The following is a 25,313-nucleotide window of genomic DNA, read 5'->3' as shown; positions in this document are numbered from 1 at the left end:
GCCATGATCATGGCTAATATTGGTGATGGCTGTATTGTGGGTGCAGGTTCAGTGGTAATCAATGATATGCCGGCCCATTCCATTATTGCCGGTAATCCCGCAAAAGTGATCAAAAGTAGGTTGGACTAACTTATGAGTCATCACCAAAATAAAATTATTGGCCTAATACTTTTTTATTGTTTGGCTTCAGGTTTAGTTGCAGCGGCGCCTACTTTGCAAATTATTAACGCTAATAATGAAGCGCAGCTTTACAAGGCAGTTCACCAAGCTAACCAATCAAAGGGAGCTACACGTATTGTGCTGGCAAACGGCCATTATAATATCAAGCAAAGGTTAAGTTTTTCGGGGTCACATATCAACTTAACATCCCTATCGGGTGATCCGAGTCTAGTTGTATTGTCAGGCCAAGGTATGAAAAAAAGCCCCTCTGCAGAAATACTCATTGATGTCAGTGGCTCACACATCAGTTTGTCTGGTTTCACTTTACAACAATCTGCTAATCATTTAATTCAAGTGCGGGCCGAAAAAAACGCCGATAACTTTAGTCTGAGTAATTGTGTTTTGCGTGATTCCTACGAACAACTTTTGAAAGTGTCCTCTTCGCCTTCTAGCAAAACATTTGCAGACTATGGCAATATAAAAAACTGTGTATTTGAATATACCGCTGGCGTGGGGCCGCAGTATTATATTGGCGGTATTGATGCTCATAGTTCGAGAAATTGGACAATAGTGGGAAATACTTTTAAAAATATCGCCAGCCCTTCCCAGCATGTAGCGGAACACGCCATTCATTTTTGGCGAAAGAGCGCCAATATTACTGTACTCAACAACACTATTGAGAACTGTGACCGAGGCATAGGGTTTGGCTTAGGTGATGATATAAAAAATCAGACCGTTGGCGGTTTAATCGCTAATAACAGTATTTTCAATACCAATACGTCACATCAATTTAGCGACGTAGGCATCATATTAGAAGCCAGTCCCAATATTGATATTATTAACAACAAAATCATTATCGATGGGACCTACCCTAATGCCATAGAGTACCGTTTTGCGGCCACTAAAAATGTGGCAATTAAAGATAATGTAACCAATAAATCCATTGTTTCCAGAGACGGTGGTCAAGCGGAATTGTCAGGTAATCAACAAGCAAACGTATTCAGTAAGGTAAAACAAAACCTCGAATATCTTATTGAGCGCCTTTAACTTGGCGGTAGTCAGCTAATAACTTGCTAACAGTTGTGCCCATTATCCGTGGTACCAAAATAATCAGCATAGTGGCGTAAGCACCACAAAATAATACTCCTGATAATAAAAACAGCGTAATTTTCCCTAGTTCAACTTGTGTAGTTAACCAATCTATTAGGGTGATAGCTATAGCTGACAGTGCAACTGCTAAAATCAAAGCGCCAGCGATTTGCATCCACTTTAGTGGCACAATCATATGTAAACCAATGCCAATCACTAAGGTTGAAATCACGCCAATAGAGACCCGTAACCATAACAAATTAGTAAGATCATCATACATCTGCAAATAAGCCAATAAAGTAACCACTATCACCAGCAAACTGGCTGTATCAAACATAAAGATAGCTTTGACTTTACCCACAGCTGTTAACGCACTTTCGATGACCAGCAAAAAGCAGTAGTAAAAAAACAATAACGACATGACTCCAAGGATTTCACCTGCAATTACCCATTGAGAGCCAAGTAATACATCAACAATCAGCGCTGGGTAAAATGCCATATAAGTAGTGATGGGCACCACAATCAAAGACACGATACATAACACTTTACTAACGCGGCCACCGAGTTTGATTGGGTCTTGTTTATGGTCTTTAAAATCAGCTAAAAGGGGCTCTATGGCGGGTCCTAAAATGTTGTAACCAGGTAACATAGCCACATCTCTTGCCATGTGGTAGTTACCTAACTGGGTGGGACTAAAAAACTTAGCCACAAGCACTGTGTCTATCTGCGAGCGTAAATAACCTATAATACTTTTGCCTAACAGCCATTTAGAAAACAGCCATTGCTCACTGACTTTAAGTAAACTAAAAGCGGGCCGAAATGGCTGAATTTTATAGGCCCCTAAGGTAAAAACAACCGCCGCTACTAAATCAGCAATCACAAATGCCCAGTAACTCTGCCAAACCAGTGCGATGCAGATAACAGTGATAAAACTTGCGATTTTTTGCACCAATGACAGGTAAAACACACTTTTGTAATCAAGAGCTCTTTTTAATAACAACAAGCCTGGATTTTTAAGGGCATTAATAATCAGTGTGATTGACGCAATTTGAATCGCAAACCTGAGATGCGGCTGCTCAAAAAAATCAGCGATAAAGGGAGCCAGAGCCATCAAGACACAACACATCAACGACTTTAAAACTACGTCTAAGGTCCAAGCTGTATTCAAATCATCCGCTAACACTTCTGATTTTTGAACTATGTATTGCTCTGATCCCGTATGGGACAAAATATCAAATAGATGCAGCACAATGGCGATAATAGCGATCATCGCAAAATCGGTTGGGGTAAGTATTCGCGCAAGAATAAGGGTACTGACCAGCCCGATAAGGCGACTTAAAAACTTAGCACCACTAGAGAAAGCAGCGCTGGCTAATAATCCTTTCGCCGCAATCACTGGCTAAACAGCAAACTGGCCTTTTGCACATGTGCTTGCCAATCCAGTTCAGACTCAACATGTTTACGGCCAATCTTACCCATTTGCGCGCTGTGCTCTGGGTCGACTAAAAGCCTAGTGACCGTGCTGGAGATTAACTCCACATCGGTGCAGTCAATCACAAAACCACTTTCATTGATAACCATGGTTTCTCTGGTACCGCCAGAGTCACCAGCTATAACAGGTTTGCCGCAAGCCTGAGCTTCAACCAACACCATGCCAAATCCCTCAATATCATTACCAATAGTGCGGTTAGGTAAAATAAACACATCACATTGTTGATAACATTGGATCATTTGCGGATCGGTCACTTCAGTTAAAAATTGAACATGGTCATTAATGCCTAACTCTGCAGCTAAGGCCTTTAGACTTTCTAACCGGTCACCACGTCCAATAATGGCGTAGAGTACTTCAGGGAATTGTTGTTTTAACAAAGCAGTGGCGCGGATCATCATGTCCTGCCCCTTGCGTTCTTGTAACCTGCCTACGGTAATAATCACCTTACGACCTTGCCAGCCCATTTGTTGTTTAAAGTCTTTATCTTCTGTTATAGGCACAAACAAAGTCGCATCCACTCCCGGATGTAAAACGTCTATTTTGTCATCTTTGGCGTACTTCAAACGCTTTACAATATTAGCGCTATTCTGGCTGTTACAAATAAGTCGTTCAGCATGTTTACAAACCTGCTTAACCATAAGGTTATGTTCGCCACTTGTGGCCGCAGTTTCTACGTCTTCACCGTGCACATAACACAAATAAGGCGTGCCAGTTAGCAACTTGAGTAACCATGCAGTCACCCCCTCATGGATAACCCGACCACAATGAATATGGGTGATGTGTTGTTGTTTAATTATTTTTCTAATGCGCTTGATTAGTCGCCAGTAAAACTTAATGCCTTTAAAGCTCTTTAATCCCCATTCCGCTGATTTAAGCGGCATACGAGTAATATTTAATTGGTGGGTGTCATCGAACTCTGCAGCTCCCTGCACATCATCAGCCAAAATTAAGTATTCGTCTTTAGGTAATCGCGAATAAAGCTCCCAGAACCAGCGACCACTCCCTCCAGAGATAGGCGGGAAGTTTTCAGTTAGCACTAACACTTTTTTATTCATGGTTGACCTAGATTATTAACCTTTTCACTACGCGTATTTCAAACAATGGCGTTCCCGCTATAAGACGCTTTAAATGCGTGCTAACGAGAAATACCAATAATGTCATATTGTCCTAAAGGCACTTGTTCAAACAAACTAAATTTACGGTTCACTTGCTTATTTTGCAGAAGGGGGACAATCCAATCAAATTCTCGGTATTGCTCGGCAGTGGCAAATAAATCCTCTGGCGCGTGCTGCGTTCGGTTCAGCACTTCTGGATGTACTTCAATCAATACAATCACTCTATGGGCGCTTTCTATAAGCGCTTTGGCACCTTTTAATAGTTGGATTTCTTGGCCTTCTACATCTATTTTTAATGCCAAGGTCTCTTCTAACGAAACATCATCTGCAAGAATTTGTTTAGCCCGCCAATTATCTAGAGAAGTCACGATAGTATCGCCTTCTCCGCTATTAACAATATAACCTTCGTGGTCATTTAACCGCTCTGGATCAGCATGAAAAGTAGCGAAACCGTCAAAGTTAGATACGGCGGATTTAACACATTTTACTGGTTGCGCAAGATTATGTAGATTGGCACTCAGTATTTCGAAAGATTTAGGATTAGGTTCAAATGCCACGATATTCTTGAGTTGCTTGCAGTGCACTGCCACTAACGAGGACACTGTCCCAATATCCGCACCTAAATCAAACAAAGTAAAAGGTGTGTCTAGTTGGTTTAACACCTCACAAAAAGGCAAAAACTCCTTTAAGTAATAGTTTTCTGGACCTTTTTCTAACCAAAAACACCATTCCCCCACTGGAACACTAAAAGGCCTACAGTCAATAGTATGAGTAATCACTTTATTGCCATAACGCTTAGACATCCACAGGTAAAACCGGTGTTTGCCACGCCACTCTACCTTTTGTAAAAACACCAATATCGCGTTGATCCAGGAGGGAAAATATTTACTTAACAGCATGAATTCAATCTAACTATTCAAACATAAAATATTGATTCAACTCTGAAAAGTTATCTCGAGTTAACGCAGCAAATGTCACTTTGTCTTGTGATTCGGTTGTATTTCTTGTTACCTGTGAGATTGCCACCAAACCACTGCCCACGTATCTACCGATAAGAATTCTGTATATCTCGTACAACTTAGCCATCCTATTATTGGTAAACATTTTACCATCGACCACATACCAATAACTCAATAAACGTTTACCTCGAGGATTAACGATAGTTGACACCTCCATACTTTGGCCATCATCTATTGAATACGCACTTTTAGACTCAAGGGTCCAAGCTTTTTCAGGATAGAGTCTATTCAGCGAGCTGATGAGCTCACCCTGCCCTTTGGGGTACCACACCATGTAAATATCTACGGGCACATTATGCAACTGTCTGACGAATTGAAACTCTTGGTAAGGTTGGTTGAATTCTGGTGTCCAAGCATTGCTATTTTGGGCATTGGATGCCTCTTGTTCCGCTTCTAATGAGGCACTTAAGTTATGCTCGGTGGCAGGTAAAGTTAATTGCGAATTAATTGAATTAAACCAAACGAAAAATATTAACATGAGCGCCATCATACTGACGGATGACTGATAGCACGTTTTTACATTAAAGACTGTCGTTGGCCTAGGTTGACCTTCACTGATGTTAGCGGCCAATTGTTTGTCTCTTACGAGTTCGCCTATACCCAATAAACACACAATAACAAGTGAGAAAAATATCCAACCATATACCAAATGGTCGGCACCAACTGCATGTTCCATATCAGTAAGATAACCGGTTAATATAATACCAAACACCCTTATAGCATTGGCGATAATAGGAAAAAGTATAGATATAAGCATAAACACAATGCGACGTTTCGCTGATTGCATATTAAGGTAAGCGTATAGCGAACCAATCACTATAGAGGCAATAAAAAAGCTGATACCAGAACAGGCCTCAGCCACTAAAAACTGTCCTTGTGGAATTTCAATATAGAGACCACTTCTATAAACAGGAATGCCGCTCCACCCTAGCATTACCATAGCTAAGTCCGCTGTGACCTCTTGCAACGCTGGAATAAGCTCTTCACCAATAGGGATACAAAATAAAATAAATACCAAGGGAAACAGAATTTTGTATGCCAGCTTATTACCAATAAATGCCCAAATGCTTAAGGGTAAAAAGGTAAAAGTGGCCACATGCATAAAGAGTTGTACATCACCGGCCAGTCCAATGGCGTAGAGTAGTAAACTGCCAGTACATAAGACCAACACAAAATAATTGGGCTTTAAAGCAGTAATGTCCAACTCAGTTCGTTTTAAATAAATCAGATATAAAACGCCAGGAAGCACAAACAAACAATGATTAAAAATATCTGAAATAATCCAGATATCGACAGCAGTGGTCACTCCTTGCCAAAATACCACTACCCACGTTGCCACTATCAGTAATAAGCACCCTATCACTGGCTTTACATCGAAAATGGTAGTTTTGTTTGAGCTATCTATTGTGTAGTCCTTCACTATAACGCCTTTTATTTTGAGGGAATGTTATATACGTCTTTCATTGTGCCCCAAGAAAAGTCTGTTAGCAGACGCTCAAGTTTGCCGTAAGTTTTTTCTAAGTTCACATAATGTCTAAATTTTGACTTCATAGGGGCATGACTCAGTCGCGGCTGTTGGTGATCAATTTCCCATGGGTGGAAATAAAACGAATAAGGTTGCTGTTCTTTTTCAAGATAACGAGATAACAAAAATTTATTCAAAAAATAAGGGTAAAGTCTAAAATAGCCACCACCACCAATTGGGGTTTGTTTACCCAACAACTTTAAAGTGGGAATAGGGATTTCGATAATGCCTTCTTTACGTTTGTAGGCAAACCTAGGCCAATCAGGGGTACCATACAGGTCGTGTTTAACAGGGTAAGTACTGGAGCTATAGCCAAAGTCTAGTTCAGCTAATACTTCAAATGCCCATTCGTTATCGTAACCTATTGAAAAACTAGGTGCGCGATAACCTGTAATGCGCTCTCCTAATAGGTTTTCGAGATGATCTTTAGACCGTTTTACATCATCAAAAAATACTTCTCGGCTCTGCTCAGTTGCTCTGCGATGAGCATAACCATGACTGGCAACTTCGTGTCCTTGGCGGTGAATCTCAGAAATTAATTCAGGATAACGTTCTGCCACCCAGCCCAACACAAAAAACGTAGACTTTACATTATGTTTGGCGAATAAATCCAACAACCTTCGGGTATTGGCATCCACTCGAGGTTGGTATTCATGCCACTGGGATGGGTCTATGATTGAATCAAAGGCTGAGACGTGAAAAAAATCTTCCACGTCTACCGTCATGGCGTTTAATACCGGATTAGGCAACGTCTATCTCCCTTTGCCGAAGAGTACGACTTCGACGGTTCTTATTAAGATAAGAATATCTAGCATCAAACTTTGATGTTTCACATAATACAAGTCGAATTTGAGTTTCTCCATAGAGTCTTCGACACTGGCGCCATAGGGATAATTAAGCTGCGCCCAACCTGCCAAACCAGGTTTAACATTATGCCTTTGGTTGTAATAAGGGATTTCTCTTATCAATTGTTCAACAAATTGTGGCCGCTCAGGTCGAGGGCCGATAAAAGACATTTCTCCTCTAAAAACATTCAATAATTGCGGTAATTCATCAATTCTAAACTTGCGAATAAAATGCCCGACCTTGGTCACTCGGGAGTCATTTTCGGTCGCCCATTTAGCTCCGTCTTTTTCAGCATCAAGGCGCATACTTCGAAATTTAATGATATTAAACAGTCGCCCATTTAACCCAACTCTTTCTTGTTTATAAAAAACCGAGGCATTCTTTACATCTTCAAAATATATAATAATCGCGGTTATTAACATGAATGGCCACGCTAGCAGCAGTACTATTGTTGCCATTAAACAGTTCATCGAGTAATCAAGGGCATCTCGCAAATAGTTTTGTGAGTTAAATCCGTTCGAATAAATCACCCAGCTCGGGTACATTAGATTAACCACAATCTGACCGGTTTCTCGCTCCATAAAGTCAAGTAAGTCGGTTACCCCTACCCCTCTAAGTCGGCAGTCGAACAGAATTTCTACGGGTAAAGTGCCTCGCCTTTGATCACAGGCAATGACCACTTCATCGATATCGTTGTCGGCAATAAAATTTCTAAAGTTTTCATCAATTTTTACGTGTATGAGTTTCTCATTCTGAATGCCTTCTTCTCTATTATCACCTGGGATTGGGATAAAACCGAGCAACTCAAAACCAAACCTGTCGACTTCTCTGCGCATTCGTTTTTCGATGATAGAAGCTCTTTCACCCGCTCCAATCACTATTATTTTCGATTGTCCTAACCCTAGAATTCCCAAACGATTAATAAAGTAACGAAACACCACTAAAGCGATAATAGTCAGACCAGCATACGTGGGCAGGTAATATTGACTAATCTCAATATTGGTAAGGATAGTATTAGTGATAACTTCGATTACAAAATAACTGATCGCTACGCTGACAAAAATTCTTCTAATAACACCTCTAAAAGTTTCCCGTAGTTTACTTTCATACAATCCTACAGAAAGTGCCGCAAGCACCACTAAAATCGTAAAGAGTGCAACTTGAGAGACAAAGTCACTCATCGAAATATCAAAAAAAGAAGTTCCAAAGAAATATTTAACTAAAACAGATGATAAGTAACCCACATAACCAATAATGATGGCTTCGAGCAACATCATTATATTTGAGCGACGAACCTCTTTGCGATTACCAAAGCTCATTTATAAACACCCTATGCAACAGATTTAATAAGAATCCACATGATTTACCATATCTATAATCCATTTTTTTCAATTTAATCATCATATTATAGTTGTCTAGCCTGCCCAAAACTTGCTACATTGCGCCCATGGGTGCAAATATTAATGGATGGTAATTTACATGAAGACTAGCAAAATAGCATGGTCAAATTTGATATTTTTTTTAATGTTGACCACTGTAGGTTGTTCCAGTAACAGCGGAAAGTTACCCAGTGCAACAAACTATAATTCTATCACAACGTCGGTAGATGATTACCAGTACATAATTGGTCCTGGAGATAATCTAAGTATATTTGTTTGGCGTAACCCTGATATTTCTGGATCCTTTATTGTACGTCCAGATGGCAAAGTCACGACTTCACTAGTCGAAGATATCGAAGTATCAGGCAAAACTCCCACTGCACTAGCTAGACAACTTGAAGAACAATTGGGAAAATATATCAACAACCCAAGAGTAACAGTGAGTGTAAGAAACTTTTCTGGCCCGTTAAGTGAGCAAGTGCGCGTGATTGGAGAAGCCTCTAATCCCAGAGCGGTTAATTATACTGAAAGAATGACATTGTTAGATCTAATGATAGCAGTCGGAGGATTAACTGAGTATGCCTCTGGAAACGACGCTAAATTAGTGAGAATGGTTTCAGGCGTACAAAAAACATTTGAGATACGCATCGATGATTTAATCAAAAACGGCGAAATAGAAGAAAATATTGATATGCTACCAGGTGATATCATTATTATTCCAGAAGCATGGTTTTAGTCGTTAAGAAATAAAATGGATATTTAGATGCAAGATCTTCAAAAAACCCTTGATTTAATTATTGGGTATATCAAGGGTGTATGGGTAAAAAAGCGCTATATCATGATATGCAGTTGGCTTATTTGTCCGATTGGATTTTTTTATGTCGCTTCTCAACCCGACGTTTACCAATCTTCAGCAAGAGTCTATGTTGATACACGTTCTGTATTAGCCCCTATGTTAAGAGGTCTTGCGCTACAATCTAACCCTCAGGAAGAAGTATCCATGATGGTTAGAACACTATTGACGAGACCCAATTTAGAAATAATTGCTCGCAACTCTGACCTCGACATCACCACCACCAACGAAGATCAATATGAAAACCTGATCACCTCATTATCCAGAAGTATACGTTTGCGAAGAGCTGGACGAGAAAATTTATATACCATTTCTTACACCCACAGAAACCCTGAAATGGCAAGAACCGTGGTTCAGGAAACCCTTGATTTATTTGTCGAAGGAACCAAAGGCAATAATAGAAAAGAATCAGACTCAGCGAATCAATTTATTGATGAACAAATAGATGAGTATGAAACTAGGTTATTAAACGCGGAACAAAGATTAGTTAATTACAAAAGAAAATATAATACCTTATTGCCGAACCAAGGCAGTTTTTACGCAAACTACAATACCTTGAGCGCGCAACTCGAACAAACACGACTCACCATAAAAGAAACCGAACAACAAATTGCCTCTCTTTCAAAACAAGTCAGTGCCAGCCAAACGAAAACGGCGGATTCTGCAGTTCGTAACTTTGAAGGCCCTTCTTCCTTTACAACTCGTTACGATAATCGCATCAAAAATTTAGAGCAGACCTTAGATCAGTTGATGCTTAAATACACCGAATTGCACCCAGATGTAATAGAAACCAGTAATTTACTTGATTCATTAAACGAAGCGAGAAAACAAGAAATTGAAGAGTTTTTAGCCGCTGATAGCGGTACTGCAACCCCAGAAAAGGTTGGTTCAATCGCAAACGAACTCACTTTAGAAATAAGCAGACTACAAGGGCAATTAGCCTCTCTGCGGGTGAGAGAGTCAAATTATGCGACAAAAGTCGACGACCTAAAACAGAAGATTGATTTTGTCCCCCAAGCGGAAGCAGAGCGCACCGCATTAGACAGGGATTATAATATCACCAAAAGAAAATACGAAGGACTACTCAATAGGAGAGAATCATCAGAACTAGCGAGGAAAGCCGATGTTTCGACTGAAAGTGTTCAGTTTAGGATCCTAGATGCCCCTAGAACACCGAAAAATGCCGCCTTTCCTAACAGACCATTGAATTATACTGCTGTATTAGCCGTTGGCTTTGCGGCGGGTTTGGGTTTAGCGTTTTTAATAAGCCAATTAAACCCTGTATTAATTAAAGCGAATCAACTGACGGCATTGACTTCGTATCCAGTATTAGGCGCGGTAAGTCATTTAAACAAAAAACACATTTTAAAAGTCAAGCGTACAAGGTTACTGGTATTTCTACTTTCCTCCAGTATCATCGTTGGGATGTATGCAGTACTCATGGCTGCGGAAATGATGCAGATTAATATTTATGCGAGGTTATTCTCTTGAACTCGATAGAAAAAGCACTGCAAAAACAGCAGAAAGAAGCAGAAGCGCAAAATAAAAACCAAGGGGTTCAACCACCCATTGCCAATGAGCCGGTGCAAGCAGAGAGTTCAATTGAGAAAGCACAAGCTCAAACAATTCCCGAGCAAACAGCGCAAGAGCAAGTAACAAGTCAAAAAGTAACGCGAGCTAAAACTCCAGTCAGTGACGGCATTGTATCCAATACACAAATTGAAATTGACCTAGATATGTTGGCCAAAAAAGGGTTTGTGTCCACTGATTCAAACCGACAAGTAATCAACGAAGAGTACCGAGTTATCAAACGTAAGTTATTAGATAATGCCTTTGGTCCTTTGTCTAAGTCGTTGAATAACAGTAATGTTATTATGGTCACCAGTTCGCGTCAGGGAGAAGGTAAAACCTTTACAGCCATCAATTTAGCCTTAAGTATCGCCTTAGAACAAGATAAAACTGTGCTGCTTGTGGATGCGGACGTATTACGCCCCAATGTCATGCGCACTTTAGAGCTAAAAAACGAACAAGGCCTGATGGAATATCTGCTCGGTGACAAAGAGAACATTTCCGAAGTCATGTGCAGAACCAATTTAGACAATTTACGAATTATTTCTGCCGGTAAATCTCATCACCTTTCTGCTGAACTTTTAGCCAGCGAAAGAATGTTTGACGCGGTGGAAGAATTTGCCAACCGTTACCCCGACCGAATTGTGATTGTCGATACCCCTCCACTTTTAGGTATTAACGAAACCGCAATTTTGGCTAACCTCGCCGGACAGGCCTTAGTGGTGACCGAGGAGTTTAAAACTAAATTGTTTGATGTTGAAAACGCGGTTAAACATCTAAATCCAGAAATGGCCATAGGTTTCGTTGTCAACAAAACCGAACAAGTGAACCTGGAAGGTGGTGGTTATGGTTATTACTATGGAGGAGCCAATTAGTGTTATTGCGGCCTGTAGTTAAGCATCATCAATCGGCCCCAAAAAAACCACTAATCACGTATATCTCCGCGCTATTGGTGAGTATACCTTTCAGTGTTTTTTGCCAAGAGGTTGATATCAAGGCAACAATAAACACAACTGGTTATATTTACGAAACTCAAATAGGCGACAATGAGTCCACACAAAGTGATTCAATTCTCATCAAACCTTCTATTGTAGGTAGTTATTCGAGTCGGCGATTTTCCGCTGCGATTACCGCCAATCATTCTATAGTGAGGAATAATAGTGAAAATATCGTTGTTGATGACACCAATGTAGATGAAGACTCTGACCCTGTTATTGAAACTGAAAGTGATTCACAAAATTACACAGACTTACGATACACCAGTACTTTAGAGCTCATTGAAAATGCATTGTCGCTAACCTTAAATGGTGCCCAAAGTTATCGAAACGTCCAACAACAGCAAAACTATTTTAGCGATCAAATTTTAGCACCAGAAGGGTTAACCAAAACCTCAAATAATAGTGCACAACTCGACTTTTCTATTCCCAATCCAATACTTTTAGGGTTCAACTTACAAAGCACCTATTCACAAACCAAAACAGATCAATCCCAAGAAAGTACCTCAGGTTTAGACAACGACAACTTGGGTGTTACCGCTAGGTTGTATCAAGGTAGAAATATAAGAAGTATGAGTTTTGATATTTCGGCACAGTACAATGATACGGGTCGCACCAATTCTCAAAATTTCAAATCTACAATAGTACAAGGCGAAATTGGTTTTCCTATCATTAACAAGCTTGATTTTATTCTTACAGGTAATTTATCGGAATACGATACGGGTGCGACCGAGTTCGCGAGTCGCGGCAACCTAGACACCTCGAGCGTTGGAGCCGGTTTAAAGTGGAGTCCTAGCAACGAACGCAACATTACTTTAACTTATAACCAACTTGAGGAAGGTGACAACCAACTCGAAACTGGTAATGAAGAAGATAATGACGACAATCAATCTGACGAAACAGATAAACGTACTAATTTTGTAGGGCTTAATATTGATTGGGCATTTACTTCTAGAACAGCACTTAATTTTGATTACAGTAAACGTTTTTATGGTAACGCCTACAACTTTAACTTTTCCCACAACCTTAAATCACTCAGGACCTCGGTTTCCTATTCCGAGAGTGTAACCAGTTATTCGCGTCTTGGCGCGTCTACCACATCAATAACGGGCATTTTTGTGTGCCAATTTGGGTCTACCGATCTCGCAGACTGTTTTCAGCCGGATAGCCTAGATTACCAATTACAAGCCGGTGAAGAGTTTAGAGCCACTACCGAAATAGATACCGACATCACTGAAGAAGTATTGTTTCGTAAATCAGGCGCGGCCACAATTGGTTATGACAAACGCAAAGTTAAACTCTCTATCAACGCTAATTATAGTCAAACTGAATATTTAGAGTCTGATCGAATAAACACTAACCGCAGTCTTAGCTTTAACTTGAATTATTCATTAGGCCGAAAATCCGATCTTAGCTTTGCCTCAACGTTAACCGAAAATCAACGTAGTGAACTCGAGGACGCTGATACCATAGTGACTAACAGTTTGAATTTTACTAGAAACATGTCTAGATATTTAAAATTAGACCTAGGTCTTAGGCTATTAGATAGGGAATCAGTTGACCCGGACCGCAATGGCAGTGATAAACGCCTAACTCTAGGACTCAATTATACGTTCTGATGGCTGCTGACTCAGCTCCCAAAACACCACCACAGTTCTTTCGCAGCGGTTTTTCAGCAGCCACTCATAATATTCTTTAACCACCGACGTAAAAATTAACATCTTTGTAACAGTGCTATACTCTTTTTGCGGTTAATTTTTAACCGACAATCTATTGATTAACGCGTCAGGAGAAGATAGCTATGCAAAGACATTATTATGTTAGTGACGATTTAAACGACCTCAAAGCAGTAGAAAAAGAGCTTGAACAAAGTGGAATCAGTTCACCGCAACTCCATGTACTGAGCGAGAATGATGCAGAAGTAGAAAAGCACCATTTACATGCCATCGAAGCCGTCCTCAAGCAAGATGTAGTTCATTCTACTCAACTTGGAGCGGTGGTTGGTGTGATTGGCGCGGTATTTATTCTTGGCATAACTTACTTGATGCAATGGCACACCACTGCGGCAGGATGGTTACCCTCTGGATTTTTAGCCATAGTAGTTTTAGGTTTTTGTACTTGGGAAGGAGGTTTAGTAGGGATCCAAATACCCAATTATCAATTCAAACGTTTTCAAGCTTTACTAAAACAAGGTAAACACGTATTTTTTGTAGATGTAGATCCTAATCAATATGATATTTTAACTGAAGTAGCAGAGCGTCATCATTCACTAGTCCATGCGGGCACAGGTGATGCCACTCCGGCTTGGGTCGTTAAAGGTCAAGACAAGTTTAATCAGGCGATGAAAGCACTCCCCTAACCTTCGGTCCACTTTAGGCAATTATCAAAAAGCCATTGGTATTAACTTTGGCTTTTTTCATTTTCAGCGTTATCAAATTGTTGCAGGATAGATAACTAGAGGTGTTTGATACATTTTTTGCTGTCTTAATCCTGCACGTTTCTCTCGTAGCAGGAGCAGTAACGATTGCCACCCCATAGGACAATCCTTCTCTAATCTAGCCAAATACTTTTGTTGATTATCAGGGTAATGTTGGGAAATTAACTGCCGGCTTAACCAAACATATTCGGGTAACAGTAAATGAGAGTAAGCCGCGCTAGTCGCTATCCTTAAACCAGCCAAATCATAATCGCCAAAATAAATAGCGGGCTTATGCTTCTGAGTAGTTAACCAATTCCTGACTAAAGTTTTACACGCCTTGGAGTGATGCTGGTCACCACGGTAAACCACCAATGTTTTAGGTAATTTCACGTAGCGTTTAAATTCGAACCAATCGTTAAAACTATCACGGTTTTCAACTACAACTAGGCAGTCAAAAGCTGCTAACTTCAATTGACGCACGTCCAGTTCGATATTAATTTGTCGACTCGAATAAAAGTTTTGCTGCACTAACCCAAGCATGGCAAAGTCTGTGATTGCAGCGAGTACTAAGTGCTGAGTGGGTTTAAGTTGCCCTTGTTTTTCGTTTGGATTTCTTTGCGCCGCGCTTCTATGAGTATCTTGGCTAAAATCATCAAATATACTGGCGTATTTTTCATCTAATAAGGTTTGATTGATTTGCGCGATATAATCTATATCAAACCTATAATGCTTATCTAATTTGAGCCATTTCCCAGGCTGAAACTCCAAATTATCACACCAATCTAAAATTTCATGCAAAACACAACTCGCATTCGCCACCGCTTTTTCATCAAACAAAAGTTTATGATGCTGCGCCGCTAACAAACGTTTTGCTTTTAAACTGAGATCATCCGCCATAACTGACGTTAGCCTGCGGCCTGAAAGTCACCAAAAAACCGCATCCCAACTGTTACATCTTGAATAATATAAAGCTGATTAAAACGGCTTTTAGGGGCACTGTCTTTTTCCAGCATAAAACTTTGTTTATTTTGTTCCGGTAAACCTTGATACTCCGCCACAATTTGGAATAACCACATTTCTGGCTCCCAAGATAGTTCCTTTTCAGCTAAATAGTCGACACCGCTAAGTGCCTCCGGACTTTCTATTACATGAATAAAAAAGTCTTCTACATCTTTAGCGAGTTGTTTTTGCTCGGTGGCGACTAAGCTTTGCAGCGCCATAGAAAAACCTTGGTCTTGTCTTTCAGAATTGGAGCCTTGTTCTAACTCTCGTGGTACTGCCCTCGCCAACTCTGCAAGTGCATAACTATCTTGAGCTCTATCTAAAGCAATAAAGGCCTGAGCACTGATCCCCTGTGCCTGATTAACCACTGCCGGCACTTGGCTACGATTTGGGTAGTCACCCACTTGAAAGTTAGGATGTTGCCTTAAAAAAGCGCTCATACGATTAATGAGCAATGCTTTATCTTGTTGTTGACGGAAGCGCGACATCAATAATACTAAGCGTTTTTGCACTTCCAGCAATGAGCCAGAATGTTCAGAGATACGCGCCTGCAGTTGACTCACTAATAACTTACGCAGCGAACCATCACTACCCGCTAATTGAATCAGGTCGTCAAAATTGATAATGCCAAAACCATCAAGAATGCGTCTAAGTTGACGCTGGGCAAGTTCAATTTCTAAAATTTTGTCATCTAAACTACTGACAAAACCAAACTCAGTATTGAGTCTATGCCACAAGCTTTCGATGGCATCACCAAACTGCCCAGTCATGTCATTTACTCGCTCTGTCAGCAGTTGTAAATGATGTTCGCTGGCGGCGTAATCGCCTTTTTGCCTGGCTGCTTGTAGCGACTGGACCCGAGTATGAATTTGGTCAAGATGTTCACCCACATCCGAGTTAATTTGGCGCTTTCGCTCATCTTGAGTCAAGCTAGCAATCAACTCGTTCACTATAGGCCGCAATTGCAACCTTTGTTCATCTGGATAATCCAACACGCGGCTGTCCAGCAGTTTTTGAAGTGCTTGTTCCGAAAACGCAGATTCGTTAATTTGCCCATCTAAATACCCTTGCATTAAGGCATCAGCATGTTTACCTATCAGCTCTAAGCGCTCTTTACCTAAGGCAAACAGTGGATTACTTTGGGCGCCGCTTTTTTGATTAGGCGTTTGACTCAAAACATCACCTCTTGCTCTGGGATCTCTTCGTCGATGGGCAGGTTCTCTTCATCTTTAATAAACCGCACTAACTCAATAAGTTGTTCAACTTTGCCAGTGACTTGATAAAATAACCTGTCTTTGTGAGGTTGGTGCAAATATCCCAACTCTTTGATGCGTTTAAAAACTTGTTTGATCTGCATATCAGGTTTGTCACTAGTCGATTTAAACAACTTGTCGTTAGCCAAATGAGCCAAACGCTGAATCAGAGATTGGTTATCTACCACTTTAGATTCAAAGTCTTGCAGTTTAATTGTGTCCCCTAAACTCAGTGCTCCATCTCGACCAAGTGCTTCTTGCACCAGTTGCATCCATTCGAGCATGGGTAACAAAGACTGCACTGTGCTCGTAAATTGATGGCTTAGATGTTGCCGAGCATTTTGGGTTAAATCACAATAAGCTAAAAAATACACCGAACCATCATCATTTTTAGCGACTCTTCTATTTAAAGGTCGTAAAAAGTGATTTAAGTCGTCTACCAACTCTTCGTTTTGCAGCTTATGAAAACTATGTTCGTCGGTAATGGAACAAATATATTCGCCTTCCAATAAACGTTCTAATAATGGACCATTTTCTATCATGAGGTCACCTGTGATGATTCAGAGATTGGAGTTTTATTTTGCTGCAAACGCTCGGCAATGCGACTGAGTTTAGGCTCAATTTTTTCTAGGTGTTGTTTTTGTTTATCAATCAAGTATCGATGTTTAAATAACATCAATACGTCTGATTCTGGATTTGGGAAAGCCCCCAAAATGTGAATATGGTTAGTATCACAAGCCTTAAATAGTTTTTCGACGTTGTGGTAGGCCAAGGTGCCAATCTCATCAATAGGCCAATGTACATGGATATTGGCTTGATTGCGCAGCAAACGGGTGAAGGCCAACAAAAACTTACATAAAATCAGATAAGCCATACCGTGGCTCGATGATTCAAGTAATTGTCTGTCATTTTTAATTACTAAGTCAGAACCGCCTTCATTTAGATGAAGCTCTAAACGCAGCAATGATTCGATACTGTAATTAGCATCGTTGGGTAACACTTCAACAACATCAGCTAAATTATCTAAATAGGCCTCACTCGGTAAGAAATCATCTGAGGTGTTCCATTTATTGTATTGCTGCGCAAAACGTTTTAACGGGGCCCAGAAATTTAACTCGTCGACCGTAGAGATAATTTTTACTTCTGAACGGGCAATTCCGTCTAAGCTTAAATCATCTGAGACTTCATCAGTTAGACGTTTACTCTGTTGCGCGATTTTGCGGTTGATGTCACTAAATACAGTAAAGAACTTATTTAAATCGCCACCTATAGTTTCACCTTGTTCTACAATTTGGCGCTGACGTGATTCTAAAATACTCAATAAACGCTGCAAAATCGGCAAACGCTCACGGACATTGGCCTCTTCATCTAATACCGCAAATGCTTGCAACATAGTATCCAAGAAGTCTTTACCTGCGTCTTTGCCTAGCGCTGCTTCGAATTCGATTAAGGATTCTTTGAGTTTCTTCTCGCCGCGGCTTCTACTTTCCAAGGCTTCATTGCAACGATTTATTCTCTCAGCCTGATCCCCCAAGTTAACGTCTTGCTGATCTGTTGCCTTAAAAGAAAATACGATATGACCAAGCTGGCGTACCATAGGCTCAATTTCTGTCATTAAAGAACTACAGCTAGATAAACTTTTATCCACTTCCAGCAGCACTTTAGATAATTCGCTGCGTTGATTCTGGTATTGATTCCGCAGTGTATTCTGCTGTTGCTCTAACTGCTGCGTCAATGCCTTTAGCTCAGCCTCTTGTTCCAGCAATTCTGGTCGTTGTTTCGACCAGTCTGTGTGCATAAAGGTTTTGTACTCGTTTAGTTCGTCTCGCCTTGCGGTAACGACTTGAAGATGATTTTTCAATGACTCAATTTGATGCTTAAGCTCACGTAAGGTATTGGGATCAATGTCTTTATTAGCTAACTCTTGATTAAAGGCATCTTCGAGTTGTTTAATCTGCTCGCGGTTTTGCTGACGTTTGTAATCAACTTGTCGTTCCAACTCTTCGATTTGTTCATCTAAAATAGCCAGTTCGTCTTGCCAACCGGTCTTGAATTCTAATAGTTGCTCTTCAAAGTCTGATTTCAATACATCAATGGCACTTTGTTTCTGGGTTAAAATTTGTTGTTTTTCATCTAGGTATTGTTGCAAGGCGAGCTTAGCTTGTTGTTTACGCTCTTCTAATTCCGCTTTTAGTTCCTCAGCGAAACGTTGTTTCGCACTTTGAGCGTATGCCACCTCTTGTTCTGCTTGCTCAAAAGCGCGGTTCTTTTCAGCCACCACTTCTCGCTGCAATTCGGCTTCTCGATGACACTCGTCTAATTCAGCCTCAGCTTGTTTTTGTTGCTTTTCGGCCGCTGCTAAATGTTTTTTAGCTTGCTCTAAAGACACAGATAATGCGGTTTCATCTTGGGCATAATCAGGTGCGTCAATGGCCGCTAAATTTAATTTTACGCCTAAAAAGCTATGCGCTTGCTCTTCACTGAGATCCGCAATAATTTGTGGAGCTAAGTCTTTTTTATTCAGTAGAGGCTCATTGATTAGTTTGCCAATACTCTGTTCCCAGCCAGGTTTATGGTCACGTAAAAACTGTCTTAAGCTATCTTGCTCCGGTGAAAGTTGTTTATGTAATTGTTGTAAACGCTCTTTGGCTTGTCGTGCGGCTTGTCGCGCCTGATGTAAAACCTTATCAGCCTCGTCACGCTTATCTCTAAGATGTTGATAACGATTTTCACCCTCTTTTTTAGCGGCAGAACTTTGTTGCCATGCTCGCTGCGCGAGTTCAAGACGTTTGTCCGCCAACGCGCCGTTTTCTATTTCTTGCTCTGTCGCCGATGCTTGTTTGGCCTGATGTTCCTGACGCACGATGCTACGTTCTATTTCCAGCAATTGCTGATCGAACTCTTTAGCTTGTTGTTCCCTGCGCTGTTCAAACTGTCCTCGTAAATCCACTTCTTTTTCACTGTGAATATTACGTACCGTTTCTTTTTGGTGGCTAATCGTTTTAACTTGTGCCTGATTTTTACGAGACAAACGCTCTAAGGACTCAGACAACTTGAACTTTTGCTGCTCAAGCTGGCTTTGTAAGTCTTTGTGTTGCTCAATTAACAAATTATATTGTTCTAATTTTTGTTCGTATTCTTCACGCTTTAGCGGCAAAGACTCCATGTCTTTTTGCAACTGGTCTATATCTGAATCTTGATATTTTTCATATTGCTGTTGGATATGGTCTAATCGTGACGATTTAGCTTTAAGGTTTTCTGCCGTTTCACTAATACGGCTATTTAACACACCTTCAGCTTGTTCGAAGGCTTCTTTTTCTGTGCTTTGCTGGACTTTAATTTTACTACGTTGTTCTTGAGCATCGGCTTTTTGTGTGGCCAGTGATTGCAGATCTTTTTCCAAAATAGGTTTGAGCTGCAGTAGTTGGTTTTCAATACCATTGAGTTTTTCAGTTTGCCCTTGAATTTTTTGATATTCGTTTTGCATCGACTGCAAGCGCATAGTCTGGCGCATTTGTGTGATCCATTCACGGGCCTTAGTATTTTTAACCGTAGTGCTGGGTTGAACTAACCCATCCTCCTCAAAAATCGCCGCTAGCATAGTCCGCAAAGTGTCCATTTTGCCTTCTTTGGCATGCACTGCACTGACCAACTTTTCCATGTGTCTGATTCGATGTTGGCTAGCAACCAAGCTATACCGACTCGCTAGCTGCCTAAGTTTAGTACTTTCACGACCGGTACCACGGCCTACGCTGACGTCATTTTGAACAATGCTACGAAATTCACTTGTAGATTGAATCTTATGAGAAAAATCGATACTTAACTGCCTGAGCTGTTTGATCCATTGGTCCGGCGACATAGCTTGTACGTTACCGTCCTCTGTATCCACCAGTATTTGTTCTTGATGGTAAGGGGCTTCAACAAAGCGATATTGCACCCCATCGCTACCTTTTCGAGTCAATACTACTTGGCAATCTTGCCCGTCTTCACGTTGATATTCGTAAATCAGATAACTGTTTGCATGGGGCAAATAAAAATCATCAAACTTTTTACGGGTTTTAGGTACCACTTTACTGGGTAACTCACCATAAAAGACAGGGATCAAACGTTGCAACGTGGTTTTACCCGATGCGTTGGTACCACAGATATTACTGTGCCCAGATACGTCAAGTTCGACAAAACCAGGAAGGTGGCAATTAATTAAAATAATACGGTGTAACCCAGGCATAGATTTCCTTCAATCAAGGGTGTAATAACCGCCGAATTTTACCAAGAAGTAGCGCTATTTAACACCATAAACGCAGCTAATCGCCGCTTTTTCAATGCATAAGTACCACTACATTTTCAACGGTTTCGCTCAACTCCATCAAGATCTATACCTTAGTCCCGTTGTCTGACAAAATATCAATCTGATACATAGAGGAAACTTCACATTGAAAAAAATTTCCGGGTTCGCAGTTGTTCACTATTGGTTATTTGTATTGGGATTCAGCATAATTGCGCCCCTCATTTCAGCCAATGAAACTAAACCGATTCATAGGTCAGTTCAAAAAGCTGTCATAGCAACCACTATGGGGGAAATAGAGATTGAGCTGTATACTGGTGACGCGCCCATTTCCGCGACTAACTTTATACGTTATATCAACGCTGGAGCCTTTAATGAGGGTCGTTTTTATCGAGTAGTGCGTTTAGATAACGATAATGGTTCGCCCAAAATTGAAGTGATACAAGGTGGCGCCAATACTGAATTTAAGGACTTTACGGCGATTGAACTTGAAACCACTCAACACACCGGCATTCAACATTTGGATGGCGTGTTATCTATGGCACGAGGCGCACCAGACAGCGCAACCTCTGAGTTTTTCATATGCATTGGAGCTCAACCTTCTTTAGACTTTGGAGGTAAGCGCAATCCAGACGGTCAGGGCTTTGCGGCTTTTGGTCGAGTAACTAAAGGAATGTCAATCGTTAGAAAGATCCATCAAATTCGTGAAGCCTTAGCGGTGCAAGACAACTACGTAAAAGGCCAAATTTTGGCGCAACCTGTATCGATTGCAAATATTCAATTAAAAAACTGATCGCCTTAGTCACTTGGTGAGTATTTAATTACATATCACACTAACTTGTTGAGAGCGCCATGTTCAGTTTTTTAAAAGCCGACCCTGCCAAAAAACTACGTAAAACCTACGACCAAAAAGCCACAGATGCAATGTTGGCGCAACGTAAAGGCGACATTAAAACGTACTCGCTACTCACAGCCGAAGCAGAACAAATTTGGGAGGCAATACAGAAGCTTGAAGTAAATAAGAAATGACAGTCGAAATAGCCAAGGTAATTTAAGCACCGAGGTCAAATAGGTGTTGTTTAATAGCTTTTTTCAATCCAGCTTTCAAATATCAGGCAGGCCGAGACACTATCGATTTTTTGTTTATCGAGTTTTTTGTAACCACCAAGTTCAAACAATCGGGCCTTGGCATCGACGGTAGTTAAACGTTCATCACAAGTTTCTATCGCCACTTTATATTTGGCGTTGAGTCGATTAGCAAATTTTTTGGCTGAGAACGTCACTTGTTGACTAGTACCGTCCATATTAAGCGGCAAACCTACCACAGCTAATTGCGGCGACCATTCAGCAAATAGCCGCGCCACTTCATCCCAGTTAGGAATACCATCGACTGCCTTTAATGCATTTAAAGGAGCAGCGGTACCTGTTATTTCCTGACCGACTGCAACACCAATGCTTTTAGTGCCAAAATCGAAGGCTAAAACCGTTCTTTGCCCTTGTTTGCTCATTTTAGTACCAACATCATGCATGACCTACATCTGGCCCTAACTGCCACACATCTATACCTAAACGCTGCACCGCAGTTTCCCATTTTTTATGGATAGGCGTATCGAATAATATATCGTTATCCGCCTCGACCATTAACCATGAGTTAGTTTGTATTTCTTCTTCTAATTGCCCCGCAGTCCAGCCCGCGTAACCGAGCATAATTAACGATTTTTCAGGCGCTTCTTTATTGCCCAGAGAAGAAATGATGTCTTTAGAAGTAGTCACCATCAATTCGGAGGTCATAGTTAAACTTGAAGCCCAACCGGGTTGTGAACTGTGCAAGATAAACCCTCGGTCTTGGCTAACAGGGCCACCAGCTAAGATAATATCTTGTGCCTTTTCGTCAATGACTTCAGCTTTATCGTCAACTTGTTTAACCAACTCTTTTAATTTCATGCCAACAGGTTGATTAATTATCAGGCCCATTGCTCCGTGCTCATTGTGTTCACAAATATAGGTAACTGTACGAGCGAAATAGGGATCGTCCATGCTCGGTGATGCGATAAGTAAATAGTTTTGCAAACTTTGCATTATAGCAGTTAGGCTCCTTTACCCGCGGCCAGACGTTTTTCAATGGCATCGAATAACATTCCGGTAATATTCACGTCGTAAGCCGCTTCAATCTCACGAACACATGTTGGGCTAGTAACATTGATTTCAGTGACTCTATCTCCGATTACATCCAACCCAACAAATATCAGGCCTCTTTCTACCAACAAGGGAGCAATGGTTTCTGCTATTTTTAAATCTGATTCTGATAGAGGTTGTGGTCTGCCCGTCCCCCCAGCTGCCAAATTACCACGATTTTCACCTTTAGTGGGTAGTCGAGCTAGTGCGTAAGGCACCACTTGACCATCCACAATCAAGATACGTTTATCGCCGTCTTTTATCTCAGGTAGAAACTTTTGAAACATAGCATAACGAGTGCCTAACTCTGTGAGTGTCTCAATAATAACCCCTAGGTTATTGCCGTCTTCTTTGACTCTAAAAATAGAAGTACCACCCATTCCATCTAAGGGTTTACAAATGATGTCTTGGTGCGTTTGATGAAACTCTCTAATTAACTTTGAATCTCTTGTCACCAAAGTATCTGCGACCAAATCAGGAAACCAAGACGTAAACAGTTTCTCATTAAAATCTCGTAAACTTTGTGCGCGATTAACCACCAAAGTCCCGGCTTGTTCAGCCAGTTCAAACATATGAGTGGCATAAATAAACTCATTGTCTACAGGCGGATCTTTACGCATCAAAATAACATCTAACTCAGCTAAACTTTGCTGAACTTCAACACCTAAGCTAAACCATTTATCTGCATTGGATTCAACTGCCAACTCCGTCATACGCGCCATAGGACGACCGTTTTGCAAATACAAGTCGCCCATTTCGATATAAAACAATTGGTAACCTCGTTTCTGCGCATCGAGCAACATTGCAAAACTGGTATCTTTTTTGATGTTGATGTCCTGAATAGGATCCATCACTATGCCAAGTTTAATGGTCAAAATTGTTCCTTAGAGATGTTGTTCAAAGTTAATCGAACAATTAAATGATTGGTACATACAGATGAACCTGATCTTGAGGTCATTGTTGCATAATTCAAGCATCTATTTACTTCAAAGCAAGATAATTTGATTATTCACCTGAGCATTATGATTACTCAGGTGAATTGATGAGGCTAGATTCGCTTCGCTGCTTTTTTAGCTTGTTTTGCCAGTTCTTGATTTTCTGTCTTAGCCAATCGTTGATAAATTTCTTTCGCCTGTACCTTTTGAGCGTTAAGGGCGAACAAATTAGCTAAACGAAATTCTGCCCAATCCTTAGGTGACATGCCGTCTAAGTCTGGCGCTTCAAGAATATATAGCTGCAATGCCTTTATACCTTCCTCTAGGTTGCTTTCGCTTAATACCGCGGTTTTACCCAATTGATACATAGCATTATATTTTGCAGTGACACTTTCCTGTGTTTCGGCGGTTTTGCCAATAGCAAGACTTAACTCTTCAAATGCCGCTTCAAAATTTTCTTTTTGTTGATGCACTATGCCTGATAAAAAGAAAAAGTCGGGAATGTCTTGGTAGGTCAATTTTGCTTGTTTCAAAAGGTTGGCTGCAAGCGCATCGTTATCTTGGGATAATTCATAATTAATTTCGGCTTCTAAACCCATTTTGGGATCTAGTAGCTTAATTTGCTCTACTTGCGCTTTGGCAATTTTAAGGTCGCCGCCGGCGATACTCGGAGCACTGGTATGAAACTGCATTAAACCTTTACGGTATTTAATTGAATCTGGCTCTAGCTCAACCGCTTTAGCAAAACTATTCTGCGACTTTTCAGCATAGCTCAATGCTGAAAAAATCGAATTTGAAGCTTGGCGCCCCATAATAGCACCGCGAATGTAATGGGCTTCTGCATCATTAGCCTGGGCTTTTACCGCTTTTTCAATCCACTCTTCGGCGTCATCTAAATCACTGTTCATATATATTTTGGCGAGATATAGCATCGCTTTTGGGTTATCGGACTGTTTCTCAAACAATGTAGCAGCCTGTTGCGTTTTACCGGAGTCCAATACTGCAATAGCGTTATCAAGTGCTGAGGTAGAGCTGGCATAGGTAACAGATGAGAAACTTATATAACTTGCAAATATGACCTTAGTGGTGAAATTCATTGACATGGTTTTCCTTGATTTTAATTATGCTGACTAATAATTTCTTTTTTCAGACGTCTTGTTGAGTATTCGGTTCAAAACTATTTAGATGTTTACTAGTACCTCT

At 40.7% G+C, this 25,313-nt stretch carries 22 protein-coding genes and 1 pseudogene; 9 read left to right on the top strand and 14 right to left on the bottom strand.

Annotated features, from left to right (window positions below):
- Window positions 1-129 (top strand): annotated as a pseudogene (locus tag KO534_RS23455) (acyltransferase); the annotation flags it as partial.
- 3 nt (window positions 130-132) lie between these two features.
- Window positions 133-1,206, top strand: coding sequence for a right-handed parallel beta-helix repeat-containing protein (locus KO534_RS13280; protein WP_215930148.1), 1,074 nt, complete (start codon window positions 133-135; stop codon window positions 1,204-1,206).
- Here the strand turns inward: KO534_RS13280 and KO534_RS13275 are convergent.
- From KO534_RS13275 to KO534_RS13250, 6 genes are all read right to left on the bottom strand, one after another.
- The gene (locus KO534_RS13275; protein WP_215930147.1) at window positions 1,190-2,644 is read right to left on the bottom strand and encodes an oligosaccharide flippase family protein; all 1,455 of its coding nucleotides are present in this window, start codon (window positions 2,642-2,644) and stop codon (window positions 1,190-1,192) included. The genes KO534_RS13280 and KO534_RS13275 overlap by 17 nt on opposite strands.
- Window positions 2,641-3,795, bottom strand: coding sequence for a glycosyltransferase family 4 protein (locus tag KO534_RS13270; RefSeq protein WP_215930146.1), 1,155 nt, complete (start codon window positions 3,793-3,795; stop codon window positions 2,641-2,643). The genes KO534_RS13275 and KO534_RS13270 overlap by 4 nt, the downstream gene beginning before the upstream one ends.
- Before the next feature lie 80 nt (window positions 3,796-3,875).
- Entirely contained in the window at window positions 3,876-4,754 is an 879-nt protein-coding gene (locus KO534_RS13265) for an FkbM family methyltransferase (protein ID WP_215930145.1), read from the bottom strand.
- A 13-nt stretch (window positions 4,755-4,767) separates the two neighbouring features.
- Window positions 4,768-6,294 carry an exosortase A gene (gene xrtA, locus KO534_RS23745; protein WP_354667939.1) on the bottom strand — a complete coding sequence of 509 codons (1,527 nt, stop codon included), beginning with the start codon at window positions 6,292-6,294 and terminating at the stop codon, window positions 4,768-4,770.
- Between the two features lie 11 nt (window positions 6,295-6,305).
- The gene (locus tag KO534_RS13255; protein WP_215930144.1) at window positions 6,306-7,148 is read right to left on the bottom strand and encodes an XrtA system polysaccharide deacetylase; all 843 of its coding nucleotides are present in this window, start codon (window positions 7,146-7,148) and stop codon (window positions 6,306-6,308) included.
- 3 nt (window positions 7,149-7,151) lie between these two features.
- Window positions 7,152-8,564 (bottom strand): TIGR03013 family XrtA/PEP-CTERM system glycosyltransferase, encoded by a 1,413-nt coding sequence (locus KO534_RS13250; protein WP_215930143.1) that lies wholly within the window; start codon window positions 8,562-8,564, stop codon window positions 7,152-7,154.
- A gap of 160 nt (window positions 8,565-8,724) precedes the next feature.
- On the opposite strand from KO534_RS13250, the gene KO534_RS13245 reads away from it, so the two are divergent.
- From KO534_RS13245 to KO534_RS13225, 5 genes are all read left to right on the top strand, one after another.
- Window positions 8,725-9,360, top strand: a complete 636-nt coding sequence (locus tag KO534_RS13245) for an XrtA/PEP-CTERM system exopolysaccharide export protein (RefSeq protein ID WP_215930142.1) — start codon at window positions 8,725-8,727, stop codon at window positions 9,358-9,360.
- 27 nt (window positions 9,361-9,387) lie between these two features.
- Entirely contained in the window at window positions 9,388-10,968 is a 1,581-nt protein-coding gene (locus KO534_RS13240; protein WP_215930141.1) for an XrtA system polysaccharide chain length determinant, read from the top strand.
- Window positions 10,965-11,921 carry an XrtA-associated tyrosine autokinase gene (locus tag KO534_RS13235; RefSeq protein WP_215930140.1) on the top strand — a complete coding sequence of 319 codons (957 nt, stop codon included), beginning with the start codon at window positions 10,965-10,967 and terminating at the stop codon, window positions 11,919-11,921. The genes KO534_RS13240 and KO534_RS13235 overlap by 4 nt, the downstream gene beginning before the upstream one ends.
- Window positions 11,922-11,998: 77 nt before the next feature.
- Window positions 11,999-13,660 (top strand): TIGR03016 family PEP-CTERM system-associated outer membrane protein, encoded by a 1,662-nt coding sequence (locus tag KO534_RS13230; RefSeq protein WP_354667938.1) that lies wholly within the window; start codon window positions 11,999-12,001, stop codon window positions 13,658-13,660.
- A 182-nt stretch (window positions 13,661-13,842) separates the two neighbouring features.
- The gene (locus KO534_RS13225) at window positions 13,843-14,400 is read left to right on the top strand and encodes an NAD/FAD-utilizing enzyme (protein WP_215930138.1); all 558 of its coding nucleotides are present in this window, start codon (window positions 13,843-13,845) and stop codon (window positions 14,398-14,400) included.
- 72 nt (window positions 14,401-14,472) lie between these two features.
- Here KO534_RS13225 and KO534_RS13220 read toward each other — a convergent pair whose 3' ends face one another.
- Genes KO534_RS13220 through KO534_RS13205 form a run of 4 tightly spaced genes read right to left on the bottom strand, consistent with a single transcriptional unit; the run spans window position 14,473 to window position 20,943 of the window.
- Window positions 14,473-15,357, bottom strand: coding sequence for a DUF7281 domain-containing protein (locus KO534_RS13220; protein WP_215930137.1), 885 nt, complete (start codon window positions 15,355-15,357; stop codon window positions 14,473-14,475).
- Between the two features lie 8 nt (window positions 15,358-15,365).
- Window positions 15,366-16,637: a hypothetical protein gene (locus tag KO534_RS13215; protein WP_215930136.1), complete on the bottom strand. Its 1,272-nt coding sequence runs from the start codon at window positions 16,635-16,637 to the stop codon at window positions 15,366-15,368.
- Window positions 16,634-17,257, bottom strand: a complete 624-nt coding sequence (locus KO534_RS13210) for a hypothetical protein (RefSeq protein WP_215930135.1) — start codon at window positions 17,255-17,257, stop codon at window positions 16,634-16,636. Before KO534_RS13210 ends, KO534_RS13215 begins: the two co-directional genes overlap by 4 nt.
- Window positions 17,254-20,943: an ATP-binding protein gene (locus tag KO534_RS13205; protein WP_215930134.1), complete on the bottom strand. Its 3,690-nt coding sequence runs from the start codon at window positions 20,941-20,943 to the stop codon at window positions 17,254-17,256. The genes KO534_RS13210 and KO534_RS13205 overlap by 4 nt, the downstream gene beginning before the upstream one ends.
- 205 nt (window positions 20,944-21,148) lie before the next feature.
- Here KO534_RS13205 and KO534_RS13200 point away from each other — a divergent pair, with 205 nt between their 5' ends.
- Window positions 21,149-21,793, top strand: a complete 645-nt coding sequence (locus KO534_RS13200; protein ID WP_252732138.1) for a peptidylprolyl isomerase — start codon at window positions 21,149-21,151, stop codon at window positions 21,791-21,793.
- Window positions 21,794-21,852: 59 nt separating this feature from the next.
- The gene (locus KO534_RS13195; protein ID WP_215930133.1) at window positions 21,853-22,029 is read left to right on the top strand and encodes a DUF6435 family protein; all 177 of its coding nucleotides are present in this window, start codon (window positions 21,853-21,855) and stop codon (window positions 22,027-22,029) included.
- A 50-nt stretch (window positions 22,030-22,079) separates the two neighbouring features.
- On the opposite strand, the gene ruvX is transcribed toward KO534_RS13195, so the two are convergent.
- The 4 genes from ruvX to KO534_RS13175 form a co-directional block, all read right to left on the bottom strand.
- Window positions 22,080-22,508, bottom strand: coding sequence for a Holliday junction resolvase RuvX (ruvX, locus tag KO534_RS13190; protein WP_215930132.1), 429 nt, complete (start codon window positions 22,506-22,508; stop codon window positions 22,080-22,082).
- Between the two features lie 13 nt (window positions 22,509-22,521).
- Window positions 22,522-23,079, bottom strand: coding sequence for a YqgE/AlgH family protein (locus tag KO534_RS13185; protein WP_215930131.1), 558 nt, complete (start codon window positions 23,077-23,079; stop codon window positions 22,522-22,524).
- A gap of 8 nt (window positions 23,080-23,087) precedes the next feature.
- On the bottom strand, window positions 23,088-24,050 hold the full coding sequence (gene gshB / locus KO534_RS13180) for a glutathione synthase (RefSeq protein ID WP_215930130.1): 963 nt from the start codon (window positions 24,048-24,050) through the stop codon (window positions 23,088-23,090).
- Between the two features lie 173 nt (window positions 24,051-24,223).
- Window positions 24,224-25,213: a tetratricopeptide repeat protein gene (locus tag KO534_RS13175; protein WP_252732137.1), complete on the bottom strand. Its 990-nt coding sequence runs from the start codon at window positions 25,211-25,213 to the stop codon at window positions 24,224-24,226.
- Between the last annotated feature and the right edge of the window lie 100 nt (window positions 25,214-25,313).

This window comes from Paraglaciecola arctica, assembly GCF_018861065.1.
In the GTDB taxonomy this organism is placed as follows: domain Bacteria; phylum Pseudomonadota; class Gammaproteobacteria; order Enterobacterales; family Alteromonadaceae; genus Paraglaciecola; species Paraglaciecola arctica_B.
This window is presented reverse-complemented; position numbering and strand designations above follow the sequence as displayed.